This is a genomic window from Actinokineospora cianjurensis (genome assembly GCF_003663795.1).
In the GTDB taxonomy this organism is placed as follows: domain Bacteria; phylum Actinomycetota; class Actinomycetes; order Mycobacteriales; family Pseudonocardiaceae; genus Actinokineospora; species Actinokineospora terrae.
This window is the reverse complement of sequence record NZ_RCDD01000001.1, coordinates 3161448-3178480: the sequence shown is the minus strand read 5'-3', so window position 1 is coordinate 3178480 and position 17033 is coordinate 3161448. Positions and strand designations below refer to the sequence as shown.

The window sequence follows — 17033 nt, the reverse complement described above, 5'->3', positions numbered from 1 at the left end:
AGGAGGTAAGACAGATGTCGTATGACCGTGCGCCTGAACCAGGCGTGGGTTTGTTCGCGGGCCGGCACGTGCTGGCCGAGTTCGATGGGGTCGATCCGTTGCTGCTCAATGATCTGGGCTTCCTGCGGGAGACCCTGGAGTCCTCCCTGCGCGACGCCGGGGCCACCATCTGCGACGTGGTGGCCAAGCAGTTCGAACCCCAGGGGGTGACGGTGCTGGCGCTGCTGTCGGAGTCGCACGCCTCCATCCACACCTACCCGGAGATCGGGTCGCTGTTCGTCGACATCTTCACCTGCGGCGAGACCGCGGACCCGGAACTGGCCGCGGCGCTGCTGCGCGACCGGCTCGGGGCGCTCGACGCCAGGATCACCACAGTCCACAGGGGACACCCCGTACCTTCGGAGACCGCTCGATGATCGTCGAACCGCTGGGCACCGGCCTCACCCGGACGTGGGACATGCCCGAGGTGCTGGTGGACACCAACACCGACTTCCAGCACCTGGTCATCGGCAGGACCGCGCAGGGCGTCAGCCTGTTCTGCGACGACGACCGGCAGAGCACCGAGTTCAGCCAGCTGACCTACCACGAGGCGCTGCTGGTGCCCGCGCTGCTGCTGGCCAGGACCCTGGACCGGGTGCTGGTCGTCGGGTCCAGCGAGGGCGTCGTGTCGCAGATCTCGGTGGCCGCCGGGGCGAGCGTCGTCGACCACGTCGACATCGACCAGCGGGCCGTGGAGCTGTGCGCCGAGCACCTGCCCTACGGCTACACCAGCGATGAGCTGGCCAGGGCCGTCGCGCACGACGGGCCGGTCCGGGTGCACTACGCGGACGGGTGGAAGTTCCTGGAGGAGACCCAGGAGCGCTACGACGTCGTGCTGGTCGACCTGCCCGACGAGCGGCCCGAGTTCGCCCAGCACAACCGCCTCTACGAGGAGGAGTTCCTCACCCGGTGCCGCTCGGTGCTGACCGAGGGCGGCGTGGTGGTGTGCCAGGCGGGCTGCCAGACGATGTGGCGCAACGAGACGCTCATCCGGTCGTGGCGCCGGTTCAACGACGTGTTCGGCTCGACGGTGTACTACGGCTCCGACGAGCACGAGTGGGCGTTCCTGTTCGGACTCGCCGAGTCCACCCCGGACACCACCGCGCGGATGCTCGAGCGGCTGGAGACGCTGCCGTACCGGCCGGAGACGATCGACGCGGACGCCCTGCGCGGCAACACCATCCCGCCATACAGCGTACGCAAGGCACTCTGACCCAGGACGACCCGCGGGCGGGCCGGGAGCCGACTACAGCTTCTGGCCCGCCTGCGTCGTGCGGGTGACCCGGCGTTCGACCACGAAGGACACGAACGGGATCATCCCGGCGACCAGCACCAGCAGGGTGCCCTTCACCGACCAGCGGGCCTTGAGCGCCAGGTCGAACGCGGTCAGCAGGTACACCGCGTAGAGGAACCCGTGCGCGGGCCCGACGACGGCCACCGGGGTGGCGTTGTCGAAGGCGTACTTGGCGACCATGGCCGCCACCAGCGCGAGCAGGCCGACGCCGACGACGTAGGCCAGCACCCGGTAGCGGGCCAGCGCCCCCCGCACACCCTTGGCGGCGACCGCCTGGGCCGGGTTCTCCTCGTCGGTCATGCTCATCGGGACTCCTGGTTCAGCCGGGCGAGGTAGCGGTTGTAGGCCGCGAGCTCGTCGTCTTCCTCGTCACTGCCGTGCGTGCCGCTGCCCTGGACCTCGGCGCTGGGCGGGGCGGGCGGCACCTCTTGCGCCTGCTCGTCGGCCGCCCGGTCCTGCTCCCGCTGCCTGAGCTTGCCCAGCCGCCAGAACATGTAGGCGGGGGCCAGCCCGAACAGCGGCCACTGCAGCACGTAGCCCAGGTTCTGGAACGTGCCGTTGGCCGAGGAGAACCGCTCCCACTGCCACCAGGCCAGGCCGCAGCACAGCACGAGCGCGAGCAGGGACACCCCGACCACGAGGAGTTTGCGCCTGATGCCCGGTCCTTCCCGCACCCGCCGATGCTAGCCCGCGGCCACCGGCGGCTTGCTGAGAGCCGTTCTCAGCTTGCCGCGGCGCGCGCGTAGCGGTCGGCCAGACCGAAGACCTGCTGGCCGTAGGGCACGGAGTTGTTGTAGGCGAAGACGCCCTGCCACCAGCCCCTGGCGCTGGTCATGTCCCGGCCGTCCGCGCACAGGTAGCGGGCGGCGGCCAGGGCGGCGTCGTCGATCTGCTGGGGGTCGCCGACACCGTCGCCGTTGCCGTCCGAGGTCCACTTCCGCCAGGTGGAGGGGATGAACTGCATGGGCCCGACGGCGCGGTCCACGGTGGCGTCGCCGTCGTAGGCACCGCCGTCGGTGTCGGTGATGGCGCGCACGCCGGGCGTCCCGTCCAGCGGCACGCCGATGATGGGCGTCGACGGGCGGCCGTCATCGCCGAGCACCGCGCCCCCGTAGCGGCCGTGGTCGGACTCGACGCGCCCGATGGCGGCCAGGGTGGCCCAGGACAGCCCGCAGCGCGGCGTGGCGGCGCGGACGGCCAACTCGGCGTTGCCGTAGGCCATCAGCGCCCGAGCGGGGATCTCGGTGCCCCTGGCGAGGCGCTGCGCCCACGCGCGCAACGGATCGGCGCCGGACTGACCACCCTGGGGAACCGCGCCGACGGCCTCGACGGGCGCCGCGGAGTCGGGGTCGACCGCGACTGGCTCGACCTGGCTCGGCGTGTCCGCGCCCGCGGCGACGTTCGCGATCCGCACGACCCACACGACAGCGGCCGCGACCAGGACGACCAGCAGCACGAGGGTGAGGCGGAGCAGCAGTTCACCGCGCCCGCGGCCGACCGACCCCGGGCGGTGCGTCCCCACCTGGGCGGCCTGCTCGTCCAACCCCTCGATATCCGCCACCGTGCTCCAGCCTGGCTCGCCGCGACCCGTGCGTGACCGGTGCGCTGAGCGCGCCGGTCACCACCAGCATCGACGAAGGAGCTCCGCGGCGTTACGCGGGGGAGGTCACACGACACCGCCACGGCTGTGCACGCGGCACCGGCACGGCCGTTGTTCGGTGGACATCGCGACCCCGGGCGGCGCCCTGTCCGGCGCCATCGCGACCGCCACGCGGCCGTCGCGACTGTTACGCGGCGCCGTCTCGGCGCTGGCGCTGCAGCCTGGCCACGCACCACGCGGGGGCGCTGCCCCGGCGCAGGTGTTCGAGGACGGTGAGGGGACCGAGCCGCCTGGCCAGGTCGGAGGGCGCCAGGCCCGCCGCCCGGTAGTCGAGGGCGCGCTGGTCGAGGGGGCTCATCCCCGCGTCCCACCACTCCTCGGCCTCGGCGACGCCGCCGACCATCTGCCACCAGCCCGCGGCGGCGGCGAGCAGGTCGTGCGGGACGTCGGGCAGCCGCTTGCGCATGGCCGAGAGGTAGCGCGGGTCGGCCGCCTCGACCGCCGCCCAGCGCGAGGCCCCGGCACGGGCTCGCTGGCCGGGAATACCCGGCGCGGCGATGACGGGCGCGTCGGCCAGCCACTCGGACGCGATGCGGTTGGCCTCGTCGGCGTCCGCGTCCTGCGCGCGCTCGGCGGTCCACTGGCGGACCAGGGCATCGACCCCGGGATCGTCGAGCATTCTGCCTCCTGGAGGTCTCATGATCACTCGATGGCTGAAACCGTAGGGGCAGGGACCGACAGATCGCCAGAGGCAAAACGGACCAGTTCGCCCAATGGACCCCCGAGGCGGGCAGATCCACCCGGACGGTCCAATATGGATCTTCGGTCCGGCAAGATCATCACCGATCGTGACCACGCCGGTGGGCATGGCTGCGCCCGCCGGGCACCGGTTGCCCCCAGCGGGTCGACCCTCAGGCGAACAGGTTCTTCAGGAACGTGATGATCGCCTCGGCGCCGTCGCGCAGCCAGGAGAACAGGCTCTGGACCGCCTGCGCGGCCTGGGTGGGCTGGCTGATCACGTAGAACAGCACCAGCGCCACCGCGACCAGCATGACGGCTTTCTTGGCGTTCATCGGTCCACTCCGTCCTCACCACCGGCGGCCCGGGCCACTCGCGCGACCCGACACCACCCCCGACCCGCGCCGCCCGGCAGCCGGGTGCGCGTCCCGCACCATGATCCCCCATCCCGGCGACCGGCGGAGCGGATTTCGGCACCGACATCGACCGAGCGTGAGATCCGGGCGGCCGCGGACCCCGGTCCGCCACCGCTCGCGTCGAGAGCGTCACTCTACGGGCGCAGTGGCCCGTCACCGCCCGGACACACCGGGGGGCGGCCGGTGATCTCCGCCGGATCCCACGAACGGTGTCATCTTTGAGCCGACGGCCGGGTTGGGACAGATCGGGCGCGATCAAGCCGGTAGAACTTGGGGTGTGCCGCCGGGGTCATCACCCGGCGGGCAGGCCAGGAAGGCCCTCGGTCCCCGCCCAGCAGGCGGGCGCCAAGGCAGGCCGCCACAGCGCGCGCCGCGCCCGCGGCTGTGAGGACGCCACAAGCACCCTCACAGCCCACTCCAGCTCTCCGGGCCGTCCCTCCAGGCCCCGCCCCCGCTCCTTCAGGCCCCGCCTGCCAGCTTCCGCCCGGCCTCAGGCGATGACGGCCGACTGCCGCAGTCTGGCGATCTCCGATTCCGGCACACCCAGTTCGGCCAGCACCGCCGCGGTGTCCGCGCGCGGTGGGCTCGGCGGGGCCGGTGTCGCCGACGCGGTTCGGCTGAACCTCGGCGCGGGCGCGGGTTGGGTCTTGCCGCCGACCTCGACGAACGTGCCACGGGCGACGTTGTGCGGGTGGTTCGGCGCCTCCCCCGGGGCGAGCACCGGCGTCAGGCAGGCATCGGTGCCCTCGGCCAGTGCGGCCCACTCGTCGCGGGTGCGGGTCTTCACCGCCGCGGCGATCTGGGCGCGCAACGCGGGCCAGGTGCTCGGGTCGAGGTGGTTGGCCGGGTCGCGCAGGTCGAGCAGCGTGACGAGCGCGGCGAAGAACCGGGCCTCGATCGCGCCGATCGCCACGTACTTCCCGTCGGCCGCCTCGTAGGTGTCGTAGAAGGGCGCGCCGCCGTCGAGCAGGTTCTCGCCGCGGCCGCCGGGCCACAGCCCCAGGTTGCGCAGGCCGTGCAGGCTGGTGGTCAGCAGCGCCGCTCCCTCGACCATCGAGGCGTCGACCACCTGCCCCTGGCCGGATGCCTGCCGTTCCACGAGCGCCGCGAGCACGCCCATGGCCAGCAGCAGTCCCCCACCGCCGAAGTCGCCGAGCAGGTTGAGCGGCACGGTGGGCTTGTGGCCCGCCTGCCCGATCGGGTCGAGCGCGCCCGCCACCGCGATGTAGTTGATGTCGTGCCCGGCGGCGGTGGCCAGCGGCCCGTCCTGGCCCCAGCCGGTGATCCGGCCGTAGACCAGGCGCGGGTTGCGGGCCAGCAGCGCGTCGGGGCCCAGCCCCATCCGCTCGGCCACCCCGGGGCGGAAGCCCTCGACGAGCACGTCGGCCCGGTCGACCAGCCGCAGCACCAGGTCCAGGCCCTCCGGTGACTTGACGTCGACGCCGATCCAGCGGCGGCCCCTGGTCAGCGGGTCGTCGGGGAAGCCGAGCACGTCGGCGCCCGGTGCGGCCCGGTCGACCCGGACGACCTCGGCGCCCAGGTCGGCCAGCACGGTGCAGGCGAACGGGGCGGGGGCGAGCCCGGCGAGCTCGACGACCCGCAGGCCGGTGAGTGGTCCCATGTGTGTCCTCGGTCTGCCGTGTGCGGTTCAGGGCGTGCTGGTCAGAGCGTGCGGGAGATGATCTCCTTCATGATCTCGTTGGTCCCGCCGTAGATCCGCTGCACGCGCTGGTCGAGGTAGATGCGGGCGATCGGGTACTCGGTCATGTAGCCGTAGCCGCCGTGCAGCTGCAGGCACTCGTCGATGGCCTTCATCGCGCGGTCGCTCGTCCACCACTTGAGCATCGCCACGGTCGGGATGTCGAGCTCGCCGCGCAGGTGCTTGGCGATGCAGTCGTCGAGGAACACCCGGGCGACGCGGGCCTCGGTGGCGATCTCGGCGAGGGTGAACTTGGTGTTCTGGAAGTGGTAGACCGGGCGGCCGAACGCCTGCCGGTCCTTGGTGTAGCGCAGGGTCAGCTCCAGCGCGATCTCCATGGCCACCACCGAGGAGATGCCGATGATCAGCCGTTCCTGCGGCAGCTGCTGCATGAGCTGGACGAAGCCCTGGCCCTCGACGCCGCCGAGCAGGTTGCCGACCGGGACGCGCACCTCGTCGAAGAACAGCTCGGCGGTGTCCTGCGCCTTGAGGCCGAGCTTGTCGAGCACCCGGCCGCGGCGGAAGCCCGCGCGCTCGGTCTCGACGATGACCAGCGAGGTGCCCTCGGCGCCCTTGGTGGGGTCGGTCTTGACCACGACGATGACGAAGTCGCACTGGCCGCCGTTGGTGATGAAGGTCTTGGCGCCGGAGACGACGTACTCGTCGCCGTCGCGCACCGCCTTGGCCTTGATGCCCTGCAGGTCGGACCCGGCGCCCGGCTCGGTCATCGCGATCGCGCCGACCCACTCGCCGCTGGCCAGCCTCGGCAGCCAGGCGTGCTTCTGCTCCTTAGTGCCGTAAGCGAGCACGTAGTGGGCGACGATGCCGTTGTGCAGCGAGACGCCCCAACCGCTGTCGCCCGCGCGCGCCTGTTCCTCTAAGAGGACCGTCTCGTGCGCGAAGTTGCCGCCACCGCCGCCGTACTCCTCGGGGATGGACAGGCACAGCAGCCCGACCTCACCGGCCTTGGTCCACAGCTCGCGGTCGACCTGCTTGTTCTCGATCCACCGCTCGGAGTTGGGGGTCAGCTCCTTCTCGCAGAACGTGCGGGCCAGGTCGCGGAAGGCGTCCAGGTCGTCGTCCATCCACGGGGAACGCTGGGTCACCGGGGCCTCCTCGCGGCGAAAACATTCCGGACTGCATGTAAGTTCTGCTGTGAAGGTACCTGCTCGTGGAACTGGCCGTAAAGTGCCGCACACCCGTGGCGTGAGGAGGTCGGAGCCGTGGCCGTGCGCACGCACCGCACCCAGCAGGAGCGCAGTGAGCAGACTCGCGAGGCACTGCTGGAAGCGACCATCGGTTGCCTGGTGGAACTGGGGTACGCGCGCACGACCGTGCAGGAGGTGTGCGCGCGGGCAGGGGTGTCCAGGGGTGCCCAGCAGCACCACTTCACGACCAAGGCCGAGCTGATGACCGCCGCGCTCGAGCACCTGTTCGCGCGGCTGACCCGGCAGGTCAGCGAGGCCGCCGAGGGGTTGCCGCCCGGCCGCGAGCGGGTCACCCAGGGCATCGACCTGCTGTGGGAGGCGTACTCGGGCACCCTCTCGACCGCGGCGGTGGAGCTGTGGGTGGCCGCCCGCACCGATCCCGAACTGCGCGAGCGCCTGCGGCCGGTCGACCGCGCCCTCGGCCACGCCACCCTCCAGCTCTACCGGGACGCGGCGGGCGACGACCTGCCGGAGGCCGAACTGGAGACGCTGCTGCTGCTGAGCGTCAACCTGGTCCGCGGCCTGGCCCTGGACGCGATGATCGGCGGCGGCGCCCAGCGCAGGGCCCGGCTGCTCGAGGAGTGGAAGGCCACCGTCCTGGACCGCTACGCCGCTGTCGCCGACTGACGCCCCGGGCGGACCGGCAGCTTTCGGCGGGCCGGGTACCAGCACGACGGCCGCGTCCCCTCCGGTGCAGGCGGAGGGGACGCGGCCGCGGTGCGTGCCTGTCTTGCCGGTTTGCAGCGGCCGACCCGGCCCTCGCTCGGGTCGGCCGCTGCTCACCCGTAGATGAGGGGCGCGGGACGCCAACGGGACGTTCGCTTCCGCAAACAATATGGCGAGCGCCATCCAGCGCGGCCGACCTGCCAAGATCACTTCGTGACGACGTCTCCAGAAGGCGCTGAGCCGCCGAGACCCGAGCCCTCCCCCGAGATCCCGTTGCCCGCGCCGGTCGACCCGGTCGCCGTGCTCCCGGGAGGCGCGCCACCACCTCACGCATTACCCGCCGCGCAGACCGCGTCCGCGCCACTCCAGCCGGTCGGCCCCCCGCCGATGAGCCCCGTCGGTTGGCACCCGCCCGCACCCCGGGAGCCGCTGTGGTGGCCGGGCCTGGTGGCGGCGCTGCTCATGCTGGCGGCAGCGGCGCTGGCCGTGGTCGGGTCGCTGCTGCGACTGCTGGGCGGGTCGTTCTGGGACGACGAGTTCGCGGGCCAGGACGAGCCTGCCTTCAACCCGCTCGAGGCGACCGTGTGGTCGAGCATCGACGACCGGGTCGACCGGTCGATGGGGCTGTTCACCGTCACCCCGCCCGGCTCGTGGCTGCCGGTGCTCGTCGCCGTCGTGCTCGCGGTCGTGGTCGCCGGGTACGGGGTGGTGGCGGCGGTGCGGCCGAGCGGGTTCACCGCGACCATGACCAGGGTCACCGCCGCGCTGACCGCGGGGATCCTGCTCAGCGCGGCCTTCCTGGTGCTGCAGTCGATTCTGCGGATCAAGGCCGAGGTCGACTACATGAACCGCATGGTCGACGAGGCGCAGCCGGACCTCCCGATCACGGACGGGCGCATACCGATGCCGGAACTGTGGGTGGGTCCCGGCTCGGTGGTGCTCGGGATCGCCGCCCTGGTCGCCGTGGTGGGCATGGCGTTCACCTGGCTGCCGCGGCGGACGCCGTGGGCGCCGCCGGTGTTCGCGCCCCCGGTTCCCGGACCGCCGCCCTGGGTGCCCGCGGGCGCCGCGCAGGCTCCGGCTCCGGCTCCGGCTGAGCAGACCACCGAGGAGCCCAGGCCGGGAGCCTGATCTGCTCACATGACCGAAACACCGGGGCACCCCGCAGGCAACAGTCGGTCCGCACGCTCTACCCATGGACAGACCCACGACCTGGCGCCTGCGGGTACGCCTCGATGACCGCCCCGGCGCACTCGCGCGAGTGACCGCGAGACTGGCCGCGCGAGACTGCAACGTCCTCGGCCTGTCGGTACTACCGGTACCCGGCGGGGTAATCGACGAGATCGTGGTCAACACCCCGGACACGTGTTCACCCGCGGATCTGGTCACCGACTTGCGCGCCGAGGGCGGGCGTTCCGTAGCGATCACGCGCGCGGATGTCCGCCATCTCGTCGACCGCACCACCGCTGCCCTCCGCGCGACGGGGGCCGCGCTGCGCGATCCGTCCGCCACCGCGGAGGCCGTGCGGGTCATCCTTGGTGCCGACTCGGTAGCGCCAGCCGGCCCGGGTTCTGATCCGGCGGACGAGGGCGGACACCGCGTTGTGTTGGCGCTGACCGAGGACACGCGGCTGGTGGCGCGGCGCGGCTGGGCACCGTTCACCGAGGTCGAGCTCGCGCGGGTTACCGCGTTGAGCGAAGTACTAGGGGCGACCCACAGCACCGCGACGGCGGTAGTCACCCGCACTGGCGCCGGAATCGTGCTGCGGGTCGGTACCCCTGCCGACGCCGATGCCGTCGCGGATCTGCACGCCCGCTGCTCCGCCAAGACGCTGTTCACCCGCTACCACGCGGGTATGCGCGCACTCCCCCGCCGCTGGCTGCACCGGTTGCTCCAACCGCCACGCGGGACGACGTTGCTCGCGATGTGCGGCACGCGGGTCGTGGGGATCGGGCAGGTGATCCGGACCGCGGACCCGGCGGAGGCGGAGATCTCGGTGCTGGTGGAGGACGGGTGGCAGCGGCAGGGCCTGGGCGCCGCGATGATCGGCAGGCTCGGCTCGCTCGCCAGGGCGACCGGGCACGACCGGCTGGTCGCGTGGTGCCTGCCCGCCGAGGCCGGGTTCGTGCGGGCGGCGACGGCGTCGGGACTGCCGGTGGCGGTGCGCCGGGAGGACGACCTGCTGCGCGTCACGCTCACGGCGGGGATCGACCGGGAGCGGGTGACGACCGTCGCTACTGAGAAGTAACATGGGGCTCCTGAGCGAAGGAGCCCCATGACCACCATCGGTTCAGTTCCCGGCGCCCCGACCGCGGCCAGGGCGGCCCAGTTGGTCGCGCGGGCCGTTCGCGGGCAGGACCCGTCGACGGTGACGATGACCGCGCCGTTCACCGGCGACCCGATCGTCGCCCTGCCCCAGATCGACGACGCCGACGTGCGGCGCGCGTTCACCACCGCCCGCGAGGCACAGCGGTCCTGGGCGGCGACGCCGGTGGCCGAGCGGGCCGAGGTGCTGCTGCGGCTGCACGACCTGATCCTGGACCGGCAAGCCGAGGCGCTCGACCTCATGCAGGTGGAGACCGGTAAGACCCGGTTGGACGCGTACGACGAGGTAGCGGTAACCGCGATGACCGCCGCCTACTACGGGCGTAAGGCCCCACGGTTGCTCTCGCCCAAACGCAAGGCGGGTGCGCTACCGGTGTTCACCAAGACCATCGAGGTGCGTCACCCCAAGGGCGTGGTCGCGATGATCTCCCCTTGGAACTACCCGTTGGCGTTGACGGGTTTGGACGCGATCCCGGCTCTGGTGGCGGGTAACGCTCTCGTGCAGAAGCCGGACAACCAGACCGCGTTGAGTGCACTGTGGTTGCACGAGTTAGCAAGCGAGGCAGGGCTACCGGACGGCGTGTGGCAGGTCGTGCTCGGTCGCGGTTCGCAGATCGGCAACGCTCTTATCGAGGAAGGTGACTACCTCGGTTTCACCGGGTCCACCGAGACGGGCAAGGGGTTGGCCGCCAAGGCCGCCGCGTTGCTGACCGGGTACTCGATGGAACTCGGCGGCAAGAACCCGATGATCGTCCTGGCCGACGCCGACATCGACAGGACCGCGACCGGCGCCGTCACCGCGTGCTTCTCCTCGGCGGGGCAGCTGTGCGTGTCGGTGGAGCGGATCTACGTGCACGAGAGCATCCGCGAACCGTTCACCCGCGCCTTCGCCGCCAGGACTTCCGCGCTGCGCCTGGGTTCCACTTTGGACTACGGCGTCGACGTCGGCTCACTCACCTCGACCGACCAACTGGCGACGATCACCGCGCACGTGCGCGACGCGGTCGACAAGGGAGCCAGGGTGCACGCGGGCGGCAAGCCCCGCCCGGACCTGGGGCCGCTGTTCTACGAGCCGACGATCCTCGGTGACGTCCGCGAGGGCATGACCCTGTTCGCCGAGGAGACCTTCGGCCCGGTGGTCGCTATCTACGGCTACACCGACCTCGACGACGCGATCGCCGCCGCCAACAACACCCGCTACGGCCTCAACGCCAGCGTCTGGACCCGCAACACCCTCATCGGCGAGGAGGTGGCCACCCGGATCCACGCGGGCACCGTCAACATCAACGACGGCTACGGCGCCACCTTCGGCAGCATCGACGCCCCCATGGGCGGCATGGGCGACTCCGGCACCGGCCGCCGCAACGGAACCGAGGGGCTGCTCAAGTACACCGAGGCCCAAACCATAGCCACCCAACGCCTCCTGCCCCTGCGCCCCACCCGCCCCCTCCCACCGCGCACCTGGACCGCCGCCCTCACCCTCGGCCTCCGAGCCCTCAAACGCCTCCCCCGCTGACCACAGTGGACAACCCACAATTGATCACCACGCCGCCCCCTCACCCCCAGCCGCCGACAATCAGGCACGCCTGATTTCCACCTGGCCGATCGGTGCGATCACCACATCGAATGGGGTGAGATATCCGTCAACACCCACCATTCCGCCGGTGTTGACACCCCCGAACCGGCATTTCCGCGTTCCCGGCGTTCCCAGTCCACCAGAAGTCGATCACGTCGACCGCGGTCCGCGGTCAGGGACACAGCAACCGCACGTCACTGCCCGCGGCGCGCTGCGGATCGGCCGGGCAGCACGGCGCTCGGACCGCTGGTGGCAACGATGCCGCTCCGGCGCGCTGGAAGTCGATCACGGGGAACCCGGGCCCGCGGTGTGGTGCCAGCCGCCCCCAGCCGCGATGGGCGAGGGAGGGCTCGTCGCGGCGCCGATCGCGGGGACGAGCGAATCCGCTTCCCTTCCCTGGCGCGGCGGTGTTCCAGGAGTCGCGCGTTGGCACCGGCAAGACGCCATGGCGCCGATCCGCCAAGCAGCGCCCTGCCATCCCACCTCGGCGGCGGCGTGTCCGACCGTTCCAGCGCCGATCGGCAGGCGCCTCCGCGTTCCCGGCGTTCCCACCGGCGGTCGATCACGTCGACAGCAGTCCACGGTCGTAGGCGACCGCGACGGCCTCGGCTCGGCGGCTGGCGCCGAGTTTGGCCATGATGCGGCTGAGGTGGACGCTGACGGTCTTCTCGCTGATGAACAGTTCCTCGCCGACCTGGCGGTTGGTGCGGCCCGCGGCGACGAGGGTGAGGACGGCGCGTTCGCGGGGGGTGAAGGGGTCGATCTCGTCGCGGACCTCGATGGTGTCGTGCAGGGAGACGCGGCCGCGCTTGGCGATCTTGCGCAGGGCCTCGGCCAGGGGTTTGGCGCCGAGGCGGGTGGCGACCTCGTCGGCGAGGCGCAGGTGTTCGGCGGCGGCGTCGCGGTCGTCGGCGGCCAGCAGGGCCTCGGCGAGGCGGCGGCGGCACATGGCCTGCTCGTACACCGCGCCGTAGTCGAAGGCGGTCACGGCGGCCTGCCAGGCGGCCGGGTCGACGGTGCCGAGCAGCCGGGTGTGCTCGGCTTCCGCGCGGGCCAGCCAGGCGAGCCCCTCCGGGCCTAGTGAGCCGGTGCGCGGGCTGCCGCACTCGGCGGTCTTGCGGACCATGGCGATCAGCGGCTCGCCCTCGGTGACGAACTCCGCCACCTCGTGCCCGCCGCGCCGGGCGGCCAGGGCCTGGTCGGCGAAGGCGGCGAGACCGATGGCGCCGATCCGGATGCCCGCGAGGACCCACTGCTCGCCCGCGCGCGCCACCCAGTCCAGTGCCTCGCGGACGCTCTCGACGGCCTTGTCCGGTCTGCCGCGCCAGATCGCCAGTTCGGCGCCGACCGCGCCGGTGGCCAGCGGGATCTGCAGGTCGCGGTGCCAGTCGGCGCGCAGTTCGGCCAGCAGCCGCTCGGCCTCGGCGAAGCGCCCCCGACCGACCGCGACGTACGCCCCGACCGCGGCCAGGCGCGCCGAGACCGTGCTGGACACCTTGTGCCCCGGTGGTTCCGCCGCCGCCTCGCTGCCGTCCCAGTCGCCGCGCGCGTAGCGGATCACGACCTGCACGACCCGCAGCTCCAGCCCGTACGTGCTCCAGGTGAGGCCGGTCTCCCCGGCCCGCTGGACGCCCCCGTCGACGACATCGGCCGCCTCGTCGAGCCGCCCGGACTCGTAGAGGTTGACGCACAGCGAGTACCTGGCCCGCAGGTCGACGGTGATCGCGTCGACGTCGGCCGCCCTGGTCATCGCCGAGCGCAGCCGCTCGCGGGACTCCTCGGGGTGCCCGTCGGCCTCGGCCAGGATCGCCAGCGTGGTCAGCGCGTCCGCCTCCGGGCCGCCCGCGCCGACCTGCCTGGCGATCGCCACCGCGTTCTCCGCGCGCTCGCGCGAGTCGGCGTTGCGGCGCTGGCCGCGCAGGATCGTCGCGTACGCCGCGAGCACCCATGCCTTGTCGGGGCTGGGCGGCCGGTCGGCGACCAGCGCCCACCCCTGTTCGATGCTGGCCAGCGCCTCGTCCTCGCGGCCGTCGACGGCGTAGAGGGACTGCGCCAGGCGCCTGCGCAGTTTCGCGGCCCGCTCCGGGGCGACCCCGTTCTCGGCGATGCGCACGGCGGACTTGGCGAAGGCGATGGCCCGCTCCGGGTCGCCGGACATGCCCGCCACCCAGGACGCGTGCTGCAGCAGGGTCATCTCGTCGACGTCGCCCGGCCGCTGCTCGGCGGGCACCGCGTCCCAGAGCTTCAACGCCCGCTCGACGTGCTCCAACGACTCCGCGGGCGCGCCGGAACGCTCCGCCTCCCAGCCTGCCGTGACCGAGGCGGCGAGGGCGGCGGGCAACGCGTGGCTCTCCATGCTGTGGTGCGCCAACGCCGCCGCGGCGCCGCGCACCCCCGTGTCGTCGGCGAGCTGCCTGGCGTAAGCGGCGTGCAACCGGACCCGCTCCCCCGGCAGCAGGTCCCCGTAGACAGCCTCGCGCATCAACGCGTGCCGGAAGCTGTAGACGTCCTCGGCCGGGACCAGGACGTGGTGGGCGACCGCCTCGCGCAAGGCGGCGTCGAGGTCGGTCTCGTCGAGTTCGGCGACGGCGCGCAGCCGGGCGTCCGGCACCCGCCTGCCCGCGACGGAGGCGACCCGCACCACCGTCTGGGCGGTCGGGCTCAGCCGCTCGACCCTGGCCAGCAGCACGTCGACCAGCATCGCCGGGATGCCGGCGTCGTCGGAGCTGGAGTAGGCGGCCAGCAGTTCCTCGGCGAAGAAGGCGTTGCCCTCGGAGCGGCCCGCGACCTCGCGCAACACCCGCTCGGACAGCTTGTCCTCGGCCAGCGCGGCGACGAACGTGCGGGCGTCCGCGGTGCCGAACGGGGCCAACTCGACCCGTTCGACCTGCGGCAACCGCACCAGCTCGGCCAGCAGCGGGCGCAGCGGGTGGCGGCGGTGCAGGTCGTCGCCGCGGTAGGTGCCCAGCACCAGCAGCCGCTGCGAACGCAACCGCGACAACAGGAACGACAGCAGGCTGCGGGTCGAGGCGTCCGCCCAGTGCAGGTCCTCCAGCACCAGCACCACCGGCGTCTGCTCGGCGAGGTCGGTGAGCAGCCCGTGGACGGCGTCGAACAGCTGCAACTGCCCGATGTCCTGCTCGAAGCGCGGCCCGACGACCGGGATCGCCATGCCCGACGCGACCCGCCCCGGGTCCGGCAGCGCCGGTAGCGCTACCTCGGGGAAGAGCCTGCCCAGCGCCGGACGGGCCGCGGCGCGGTCACGCACCGCGGCCAACGCCTCGGCCACCGGCAGGTACGGGAGGCCGGTCTCGCCCGCGTCAAGACAGCGACCGGTCAGCACCAACGCCCCCAGGCCGCTGGCGATGACGCCGACCTCCTCGGTCATCCTGGTCTTGCCGACACCGGCGTCCCCGGCGAGCAGCACGGCCGCGGCCCTGCCTGCCGCGGCGGCCTCCACCGCCGCACGCAGCCTGCGCAGTTCACGGCCGCGCGCGACCAGGGGTATTCCGGAACCAAGACGCGGCATGTCCAGCATGCTCGCACACCCCACCGACGGTTCCCGCGACCATCAGGCCGCGCGGTCGCCCTGCCTCGGATCCGGGCGCTGCCCGGACAGCCGCCGCCACCAGGGCGCCCGGCGCACCTCGCGCAGGTGCAGGCGGCTGGTGCGGTCCAGCGTGCCGTTCCTGCGGTAGTTGACCTCGGCCTTGACCGCTTCGATCGTCCACTCCACGTGGATCACTCCCTCTGCCGTGTCCACCGGTGTTCCCCGGCTGACGACAACGGTGCCGCTGAGGGCGGGGGTGGGAGATCGGGTGAACGCGCAGTCTCGGCCTTACCCACCCTTACCCGGGGCAGTCGGAGGGGGTCGCTGAGCGGGGTAAGGGGTCTGGCCGAGCCAGTGGGGTAAGGGGTGGGATGGGGAACGGGGCCACGGCGTGCCGTGGCCCCGCCACCGAGTGGGTCCGGGACCGGGATGCTGTCGATCATCCCGGGCTCGGGCGCCGCGCGGCCTGGATCACCCGGCCGCCAGAAGGTTTCCCTTCACGGCACCGACGAAGGCGGTCCACTCGATGTCCGCGAACGACAGGTGCCCGAACTCCGTGTTCTTGGAGTCGCGCACCGTCGCGCCGCTTCCGCCTATGACGAGCTCCACGCAGTCGTTGCCCGCACTGCGGCTACTCCTGCGCCATTCGGCGCTCGCGAGGTCAGAAACAGTCACGCCCCACTCCTCTCGTGTTATTCAGGAATCACGGTCAACTCCTCCGTGATCCGTTGGACCAGGTCGACTGAGTCGTCCGGTCGCAACGCCGCCGCACGCAAGTGGTCGAACAACAACGAGTACTTGTGGACATCCGCCGGGGACTCGAGGTAGACGCCGTTGGCGGTGCTCTCCACGTAGACGACGTCCGGGTCGATCCGGTCGGGGAAGCCGAGGATGAGGAACGGCGCCTCCATGCCCGCGTGCGCGCCCACGGCGAACGGGACGACCTGGAGGGTCACGTTGGGCAACTGGGCCACCTCGACCATCTTGCGCAGCTGCTCGACCATCACCTCGGGCCCACCGGTGAGCCTGCGCAGCACCGCCTCGTCCATCACCGCCCAGTACTCCGGGGGGCTGGGGTCGGTGAGCAGCCGCTGCCTGGTCTGCCTGGCCTCGACCCGCATGTCGAGCTCGGCAGGCTGGGCGTCCGGGCGGATCGCGCGCAACATCGCCCTGGTGTAGGCGGGGGTCTGCAGCAGACCGGGCACGATCAACGCCTGGTAGGCGCGCAGCGAGGACGAATCGGCCTCCAGGCCGACGAACGCGCCGGTGAACACCTCGTTGTAGGCGTGCCACCAGCCCTTCTGCCGCGCCTCCCTGGCCAGCTGCACCAGCGCGTCGCGCTGCTCGTCGACGATGCCGTAGAGCTCGGCCATGTCCCGCACGTCGCGGGGGGTCACGCTGACGTGGCCGGTCTCGATGCGGCTGACCTTCGACGCGGAGCACTCGAGCTTCTCGGCGACCTCGTCGATGGTCAGCACGGCCGCTTCCCGGAACCGCCGCAGTTCGGCGGCGAGCCTGCGGCGGCGAACCGTCGGACTGGGTCCACGCGTCACTTCTGCACCTCGTTTCCGACCGCGGCCTGCGCGGTCATGGGCGGGTTGGTCGTCGGGGGGTGTCCGGCGTTCTCGGCGCGGATCCATCCGCGCGCCGTGGGCAAGTGTCGATGCTGATCTTGTCGAACACAAGCAGCGGCGCGGTCGCGCTCACACCAGGTGGGAACGCGCGGCCGAATCGATGACGGTCACCCGATCGTGTGGTGCAACTTGCAGAATGTCGCTGCCACAATGCATTCTGGTTATGAAAGCGCGGACGCAGGCGAATCGGACGCGGCGGACAGGGAAGCCGAACCCGTCGGGGGGCGTGGGGCGCACCTGGGAGTCATCGGCCGATTCGGTCGTCCGCTTGAGAGCGTCCAGCGGGAA

General features: G+C 72.1%; 17 protein-coding genes. 6 read left to right on the top strand and 11 right to left on the bottom strand.

Annotation, left to right across the window (positions count from 1 at the left end; genetic code table 11):
• Positions 1 to 14 precede the first annotated feature (14 nt).
• Both speD and CLV68_RS14255 read left to right on the top strand, forming a co-directional pair.
• Entirely contained in the window at positions 15 to 416 is a 402-nt protein-coding gene (gene speD, locus CLV68_RS14260) for an adenosylmethionine decarboxylase (RefSeq protein ID WP_092778974.1), read from the top strand.
• A complete protein-coding gene (locus tag CLV68_RS14255; RefSeq protein WP_121390771.1) occupies positions 413 to 1252 on the top strand; it encodes a spermidine synthase in 840 nt (279 codons plus the stop codon). The genes speD and CLV68_RS14255 overlap by 4 nt, the downstream gene beginning before the upstream one ends.
• A 33-nt stretch (positions 1253 to 1285) precedes the next feature.
• Here CLV68_RS14255 and CLV68_RS14250 read toward each other — a convergent pair whose 3' ends face one another.
• The 7 genes from CLV68_RS14250 to CLV68_RS14225 form a co-directional block, all read right to left on the bottom strand.
• Positions 1286 to 1639 carry a DUF3817 domain-containing protein gene (locus CLV68_RS14250; protein ID WP_121390770.1) on the bottom strand — a complete coding sequence of 118 codons (354 nt, stop codon included), beginning with the start codon at positions 1637 to 1639 and terminating at the stop codon, positions 1286 to 1288.
• Positions 1636 to 2007, bottom strand: coding sequence for a hypothetical protein (locus CLV68_RS14245; RefSeq protein WP_246009808.1), 372 nt, complete (start codon positions 2005 to 2007; stop codon positions 1636 to 1638). The genes CLV68_RS14250 and CLV68_RS14245 overlap by 4 nt, the downstream gene beginning before the upstream one ends.
• Before the next feature lie 47 nt (positions 2008 to 2054).
• Entirely contained in the window at positions 2055 to 2894 is an 840-nt protein-coding gene (locus CLV68_RS14240) for a lytic transglycosylase domain-containing protein (protein ID WP_425454833.1), read from the bottom strand.
• 226 nt (positions 2895 to 3120) lie between these two features.
• Positions 3121 to 3612 (bottom strand): transcriptional regulator, encoded by a 492-nt coding sequence (locus CLV68_RS14235; protein ID WP_092778966.1) that lies wholly within the window; start codon positions 3610 to 3612, stop codon positions 3121 to 3123.
• A 232-nt stretch (positions 3613 to 3844) separates the two neighbouring features.
• Entirely contained in the window at positions 3845 to 4006 is a 162-nt protein-coding gene (locus CLV68_RS33895) for a hypothetical protein (RefSeq protein ID WP_170224290.1), read from the bottom strand.
• A gap of 571 nt (positions 4007 to 4577) precedes the next feature.
• Positions 4578 to 5708, bottom strand: coding sequence for a CaiB/BaiF CoA transferase family protein (locus CLV68_RS14230; protein ID WP_121390769.1), 1131 nt, complete (start codon positions 5706 to 5708; stop codon positions 4578 to 4580).
• Between the two features lie 41 nt (positions 5709 to 5749).
• On the bottom strand, positions 5750 to 6871 hold the full coding sequence (locus tag CLV68_RS14225; protein WP_121390768.1) for an acyl-CoA dehydrogenase family protein: 1122 nt from the start codon (positions 6869 to 6871) through the stop codon (positions 5750 to 5752).
• Positions 6872 to 7009: 138 nt separating this feature from the next.
• Between CLV68_RS14225 and CLV68_RS14220 the strand changes: the two genes are divergently transcribed.
• The 4 genes from CLV68_RS14220 (at position 7010) to CLV68_RS14205 (ending at position 11501) form a co-directional block, all read left to right on the top strand.
• Positions 7010 to 7621, top strand: coding sequence for a TetR/AcrR family transcriptional regulator (locus tag CLV68_RS14220; RefSeq protein ID WP_121390767.1), 612 nt, complete (start codon positions 7010 to 7012; stop codon positions 7619 to 7621).
• Positions 7622 to 7873: 252 nt separating this feature from the next.
• Positions 7874 to 8791, top strand: coding sequence for a hypothetical protein (locus CLV68_RS14215; protein WP_147459986.1), 918 nt, complete (start codon positions 7874 to 7876; stop codon positions 8789 to 8791).
• 64 nt (positions 8792 to 8855) lie between these two features.
• Positions 8856 to 9908 (top strand): GNAT family N-acetyltransferase, encoded by a 1053-nt coding sequence (locus CLV68_RS14210; RefSeq protein WP_121390765.1) that lies wholly within the window; start codon positions 8856 to 8858, stop codon positions 9906 to 9908.
• 27 nt (positions 9909 to 9935) lie between these two features.
• Positions 9936 to 11501 (top strand): succinic semialdehyde dehydrogenase, encoded by a 1566-nt coding sequence (locus CLV68_RS14205; RefSeq protein ID WP_121390764.1) that lies wholly within the window; start codon positions 9936 to 9938, stop codon positions 11499 to 11501.
• Between the two features lie 622 nt (positions 11502 to 12123).
• Here CLV68_RS14205 and CLV68_RS14200 read toward each other — a convergent pair.
• The 4 genes from CLV68_RS14200 to CLV68_RS14190 form a co-directional block, all read right to left on the bottom strand.
• A complete protein-coding gene (locus CLV68_RS14200; RefSeq protein ID WP_121390763.1) occupies positions 12124 to 15099 on the bottom strand; it encodes a helix-turn-helix transcriptional regulator in 2976 nt (991 codons plus the stop codon).
• Positions 15100 to 15132: 33 nt separating this feature from the next.
• A complete protein-coding gene (locus CLV68_RS33365) occupies positions 15133 to 15324 on the bottom strand; it encodes a hypothetical protein (RefSeq protein ID WP_147459985.1) in 192 nt (63 codons plus the stop codon).
• A 258-nt stretch (positions 15325 to 15582) separates the two neighbouring features.
• Positions 15583 to 15786: a DUF397 domain-containing protein gene (locus CLV68_RS14195; protein WP_092778948.1), complete on the bottom strand. Its 204-nt coding sequence runs from the start codon at positions 15784 to 15786 to the stop codon at positions 15583 to 15585.
• Between the two features lie 17 nt (positions 15787 to 15803).
• Positions 15804 to 16664, bottom strand: coding sequence for a helix-turn-helix domain-containing protein (locus CLV68_RS14190; RefSeq protein ID WP_121390762.1), 861 nt, complete (start codon positions 16662 to 16664; stop codon positions 15804 to 15806).
• Positions 16665 to 17033: the final 369 nt, after the last annotated feature.

Excerpts from the sequence above, each read along its gene's own strand:
- CLV68_RS14230 (WP_121390769.1), bottom strand. The coding sequence starts at position 5,708 with ATGGGACCACTCACCGGCCTGCGGGTCGTCGAGCTCGCCGGGCTCGCC.
- CLV68_RS14210 (WP_121390765.1), top strand. The coding sequence starts at position 8,856 with ATGGACAGACCCACGACCTGGCGCCTGCGGGTACGCCTCGATGACCGC.
- CLV68_RS14200 (WP_121390763.1), bottom strand. The coding sequence starts at position 15,099 with ATGCTGGACATGCCGCGTCTTGGTTCCGGAATACCCCTGGTCGCGCGC.
- CLV68_RS33895 (WP_170224290.1), bottom strand. The coding sequence starts at position 4,006 with ATGAACGCCAAGAAAGCCGTCATGCTGGTCGCGGTGGCGCTGGTGCTG.
- CLV68_RS14235 (WP_092778966.1), bottom strand. The coding sequence starts at position 3,612 with ATGCTCGACGATCCCGGGGTCGATGCCCTGGTCCGCCAGTGGACCGCC.
- speD (WP_092778974.1), top strand. The coding sequence starts at position 15 with ATGTCGTATGACCGTGCGCCTGAACCAGGCGTGGGTTTGTTCGCGGGC.
- CLV68_RS14250 (WP_121390770.1), bottom strand. The coding sequence starts at position 1,639 with ATGAGCATGACCGACGAGGAGAACCCGGCCCAGGCGGTCGCCGCCAAG.
- CLV68_RS14205 (WP_121390764.1), top strand. The coding sequence starts at position 9,936 with ATGACCACCATCGGTTCAGTTCCCGGCGCCCCGACCGCGGCCAGGGCG.
- CLV68_RS14255 (WP_121390771.1), top strand. The coding sequence starts at position 413 with ATGATCGTCGAACCGCTGGGCACCGGCCTCACCCGGACGTGGGACATG.
- CLV68_RS14225 (WP_121390768.1), bottom strand. The coding sequence starts at position 6,871 with ATGGACGACGACCTGGACGCCTTCCGCGACCTGGCCCGCACGTTCTGC.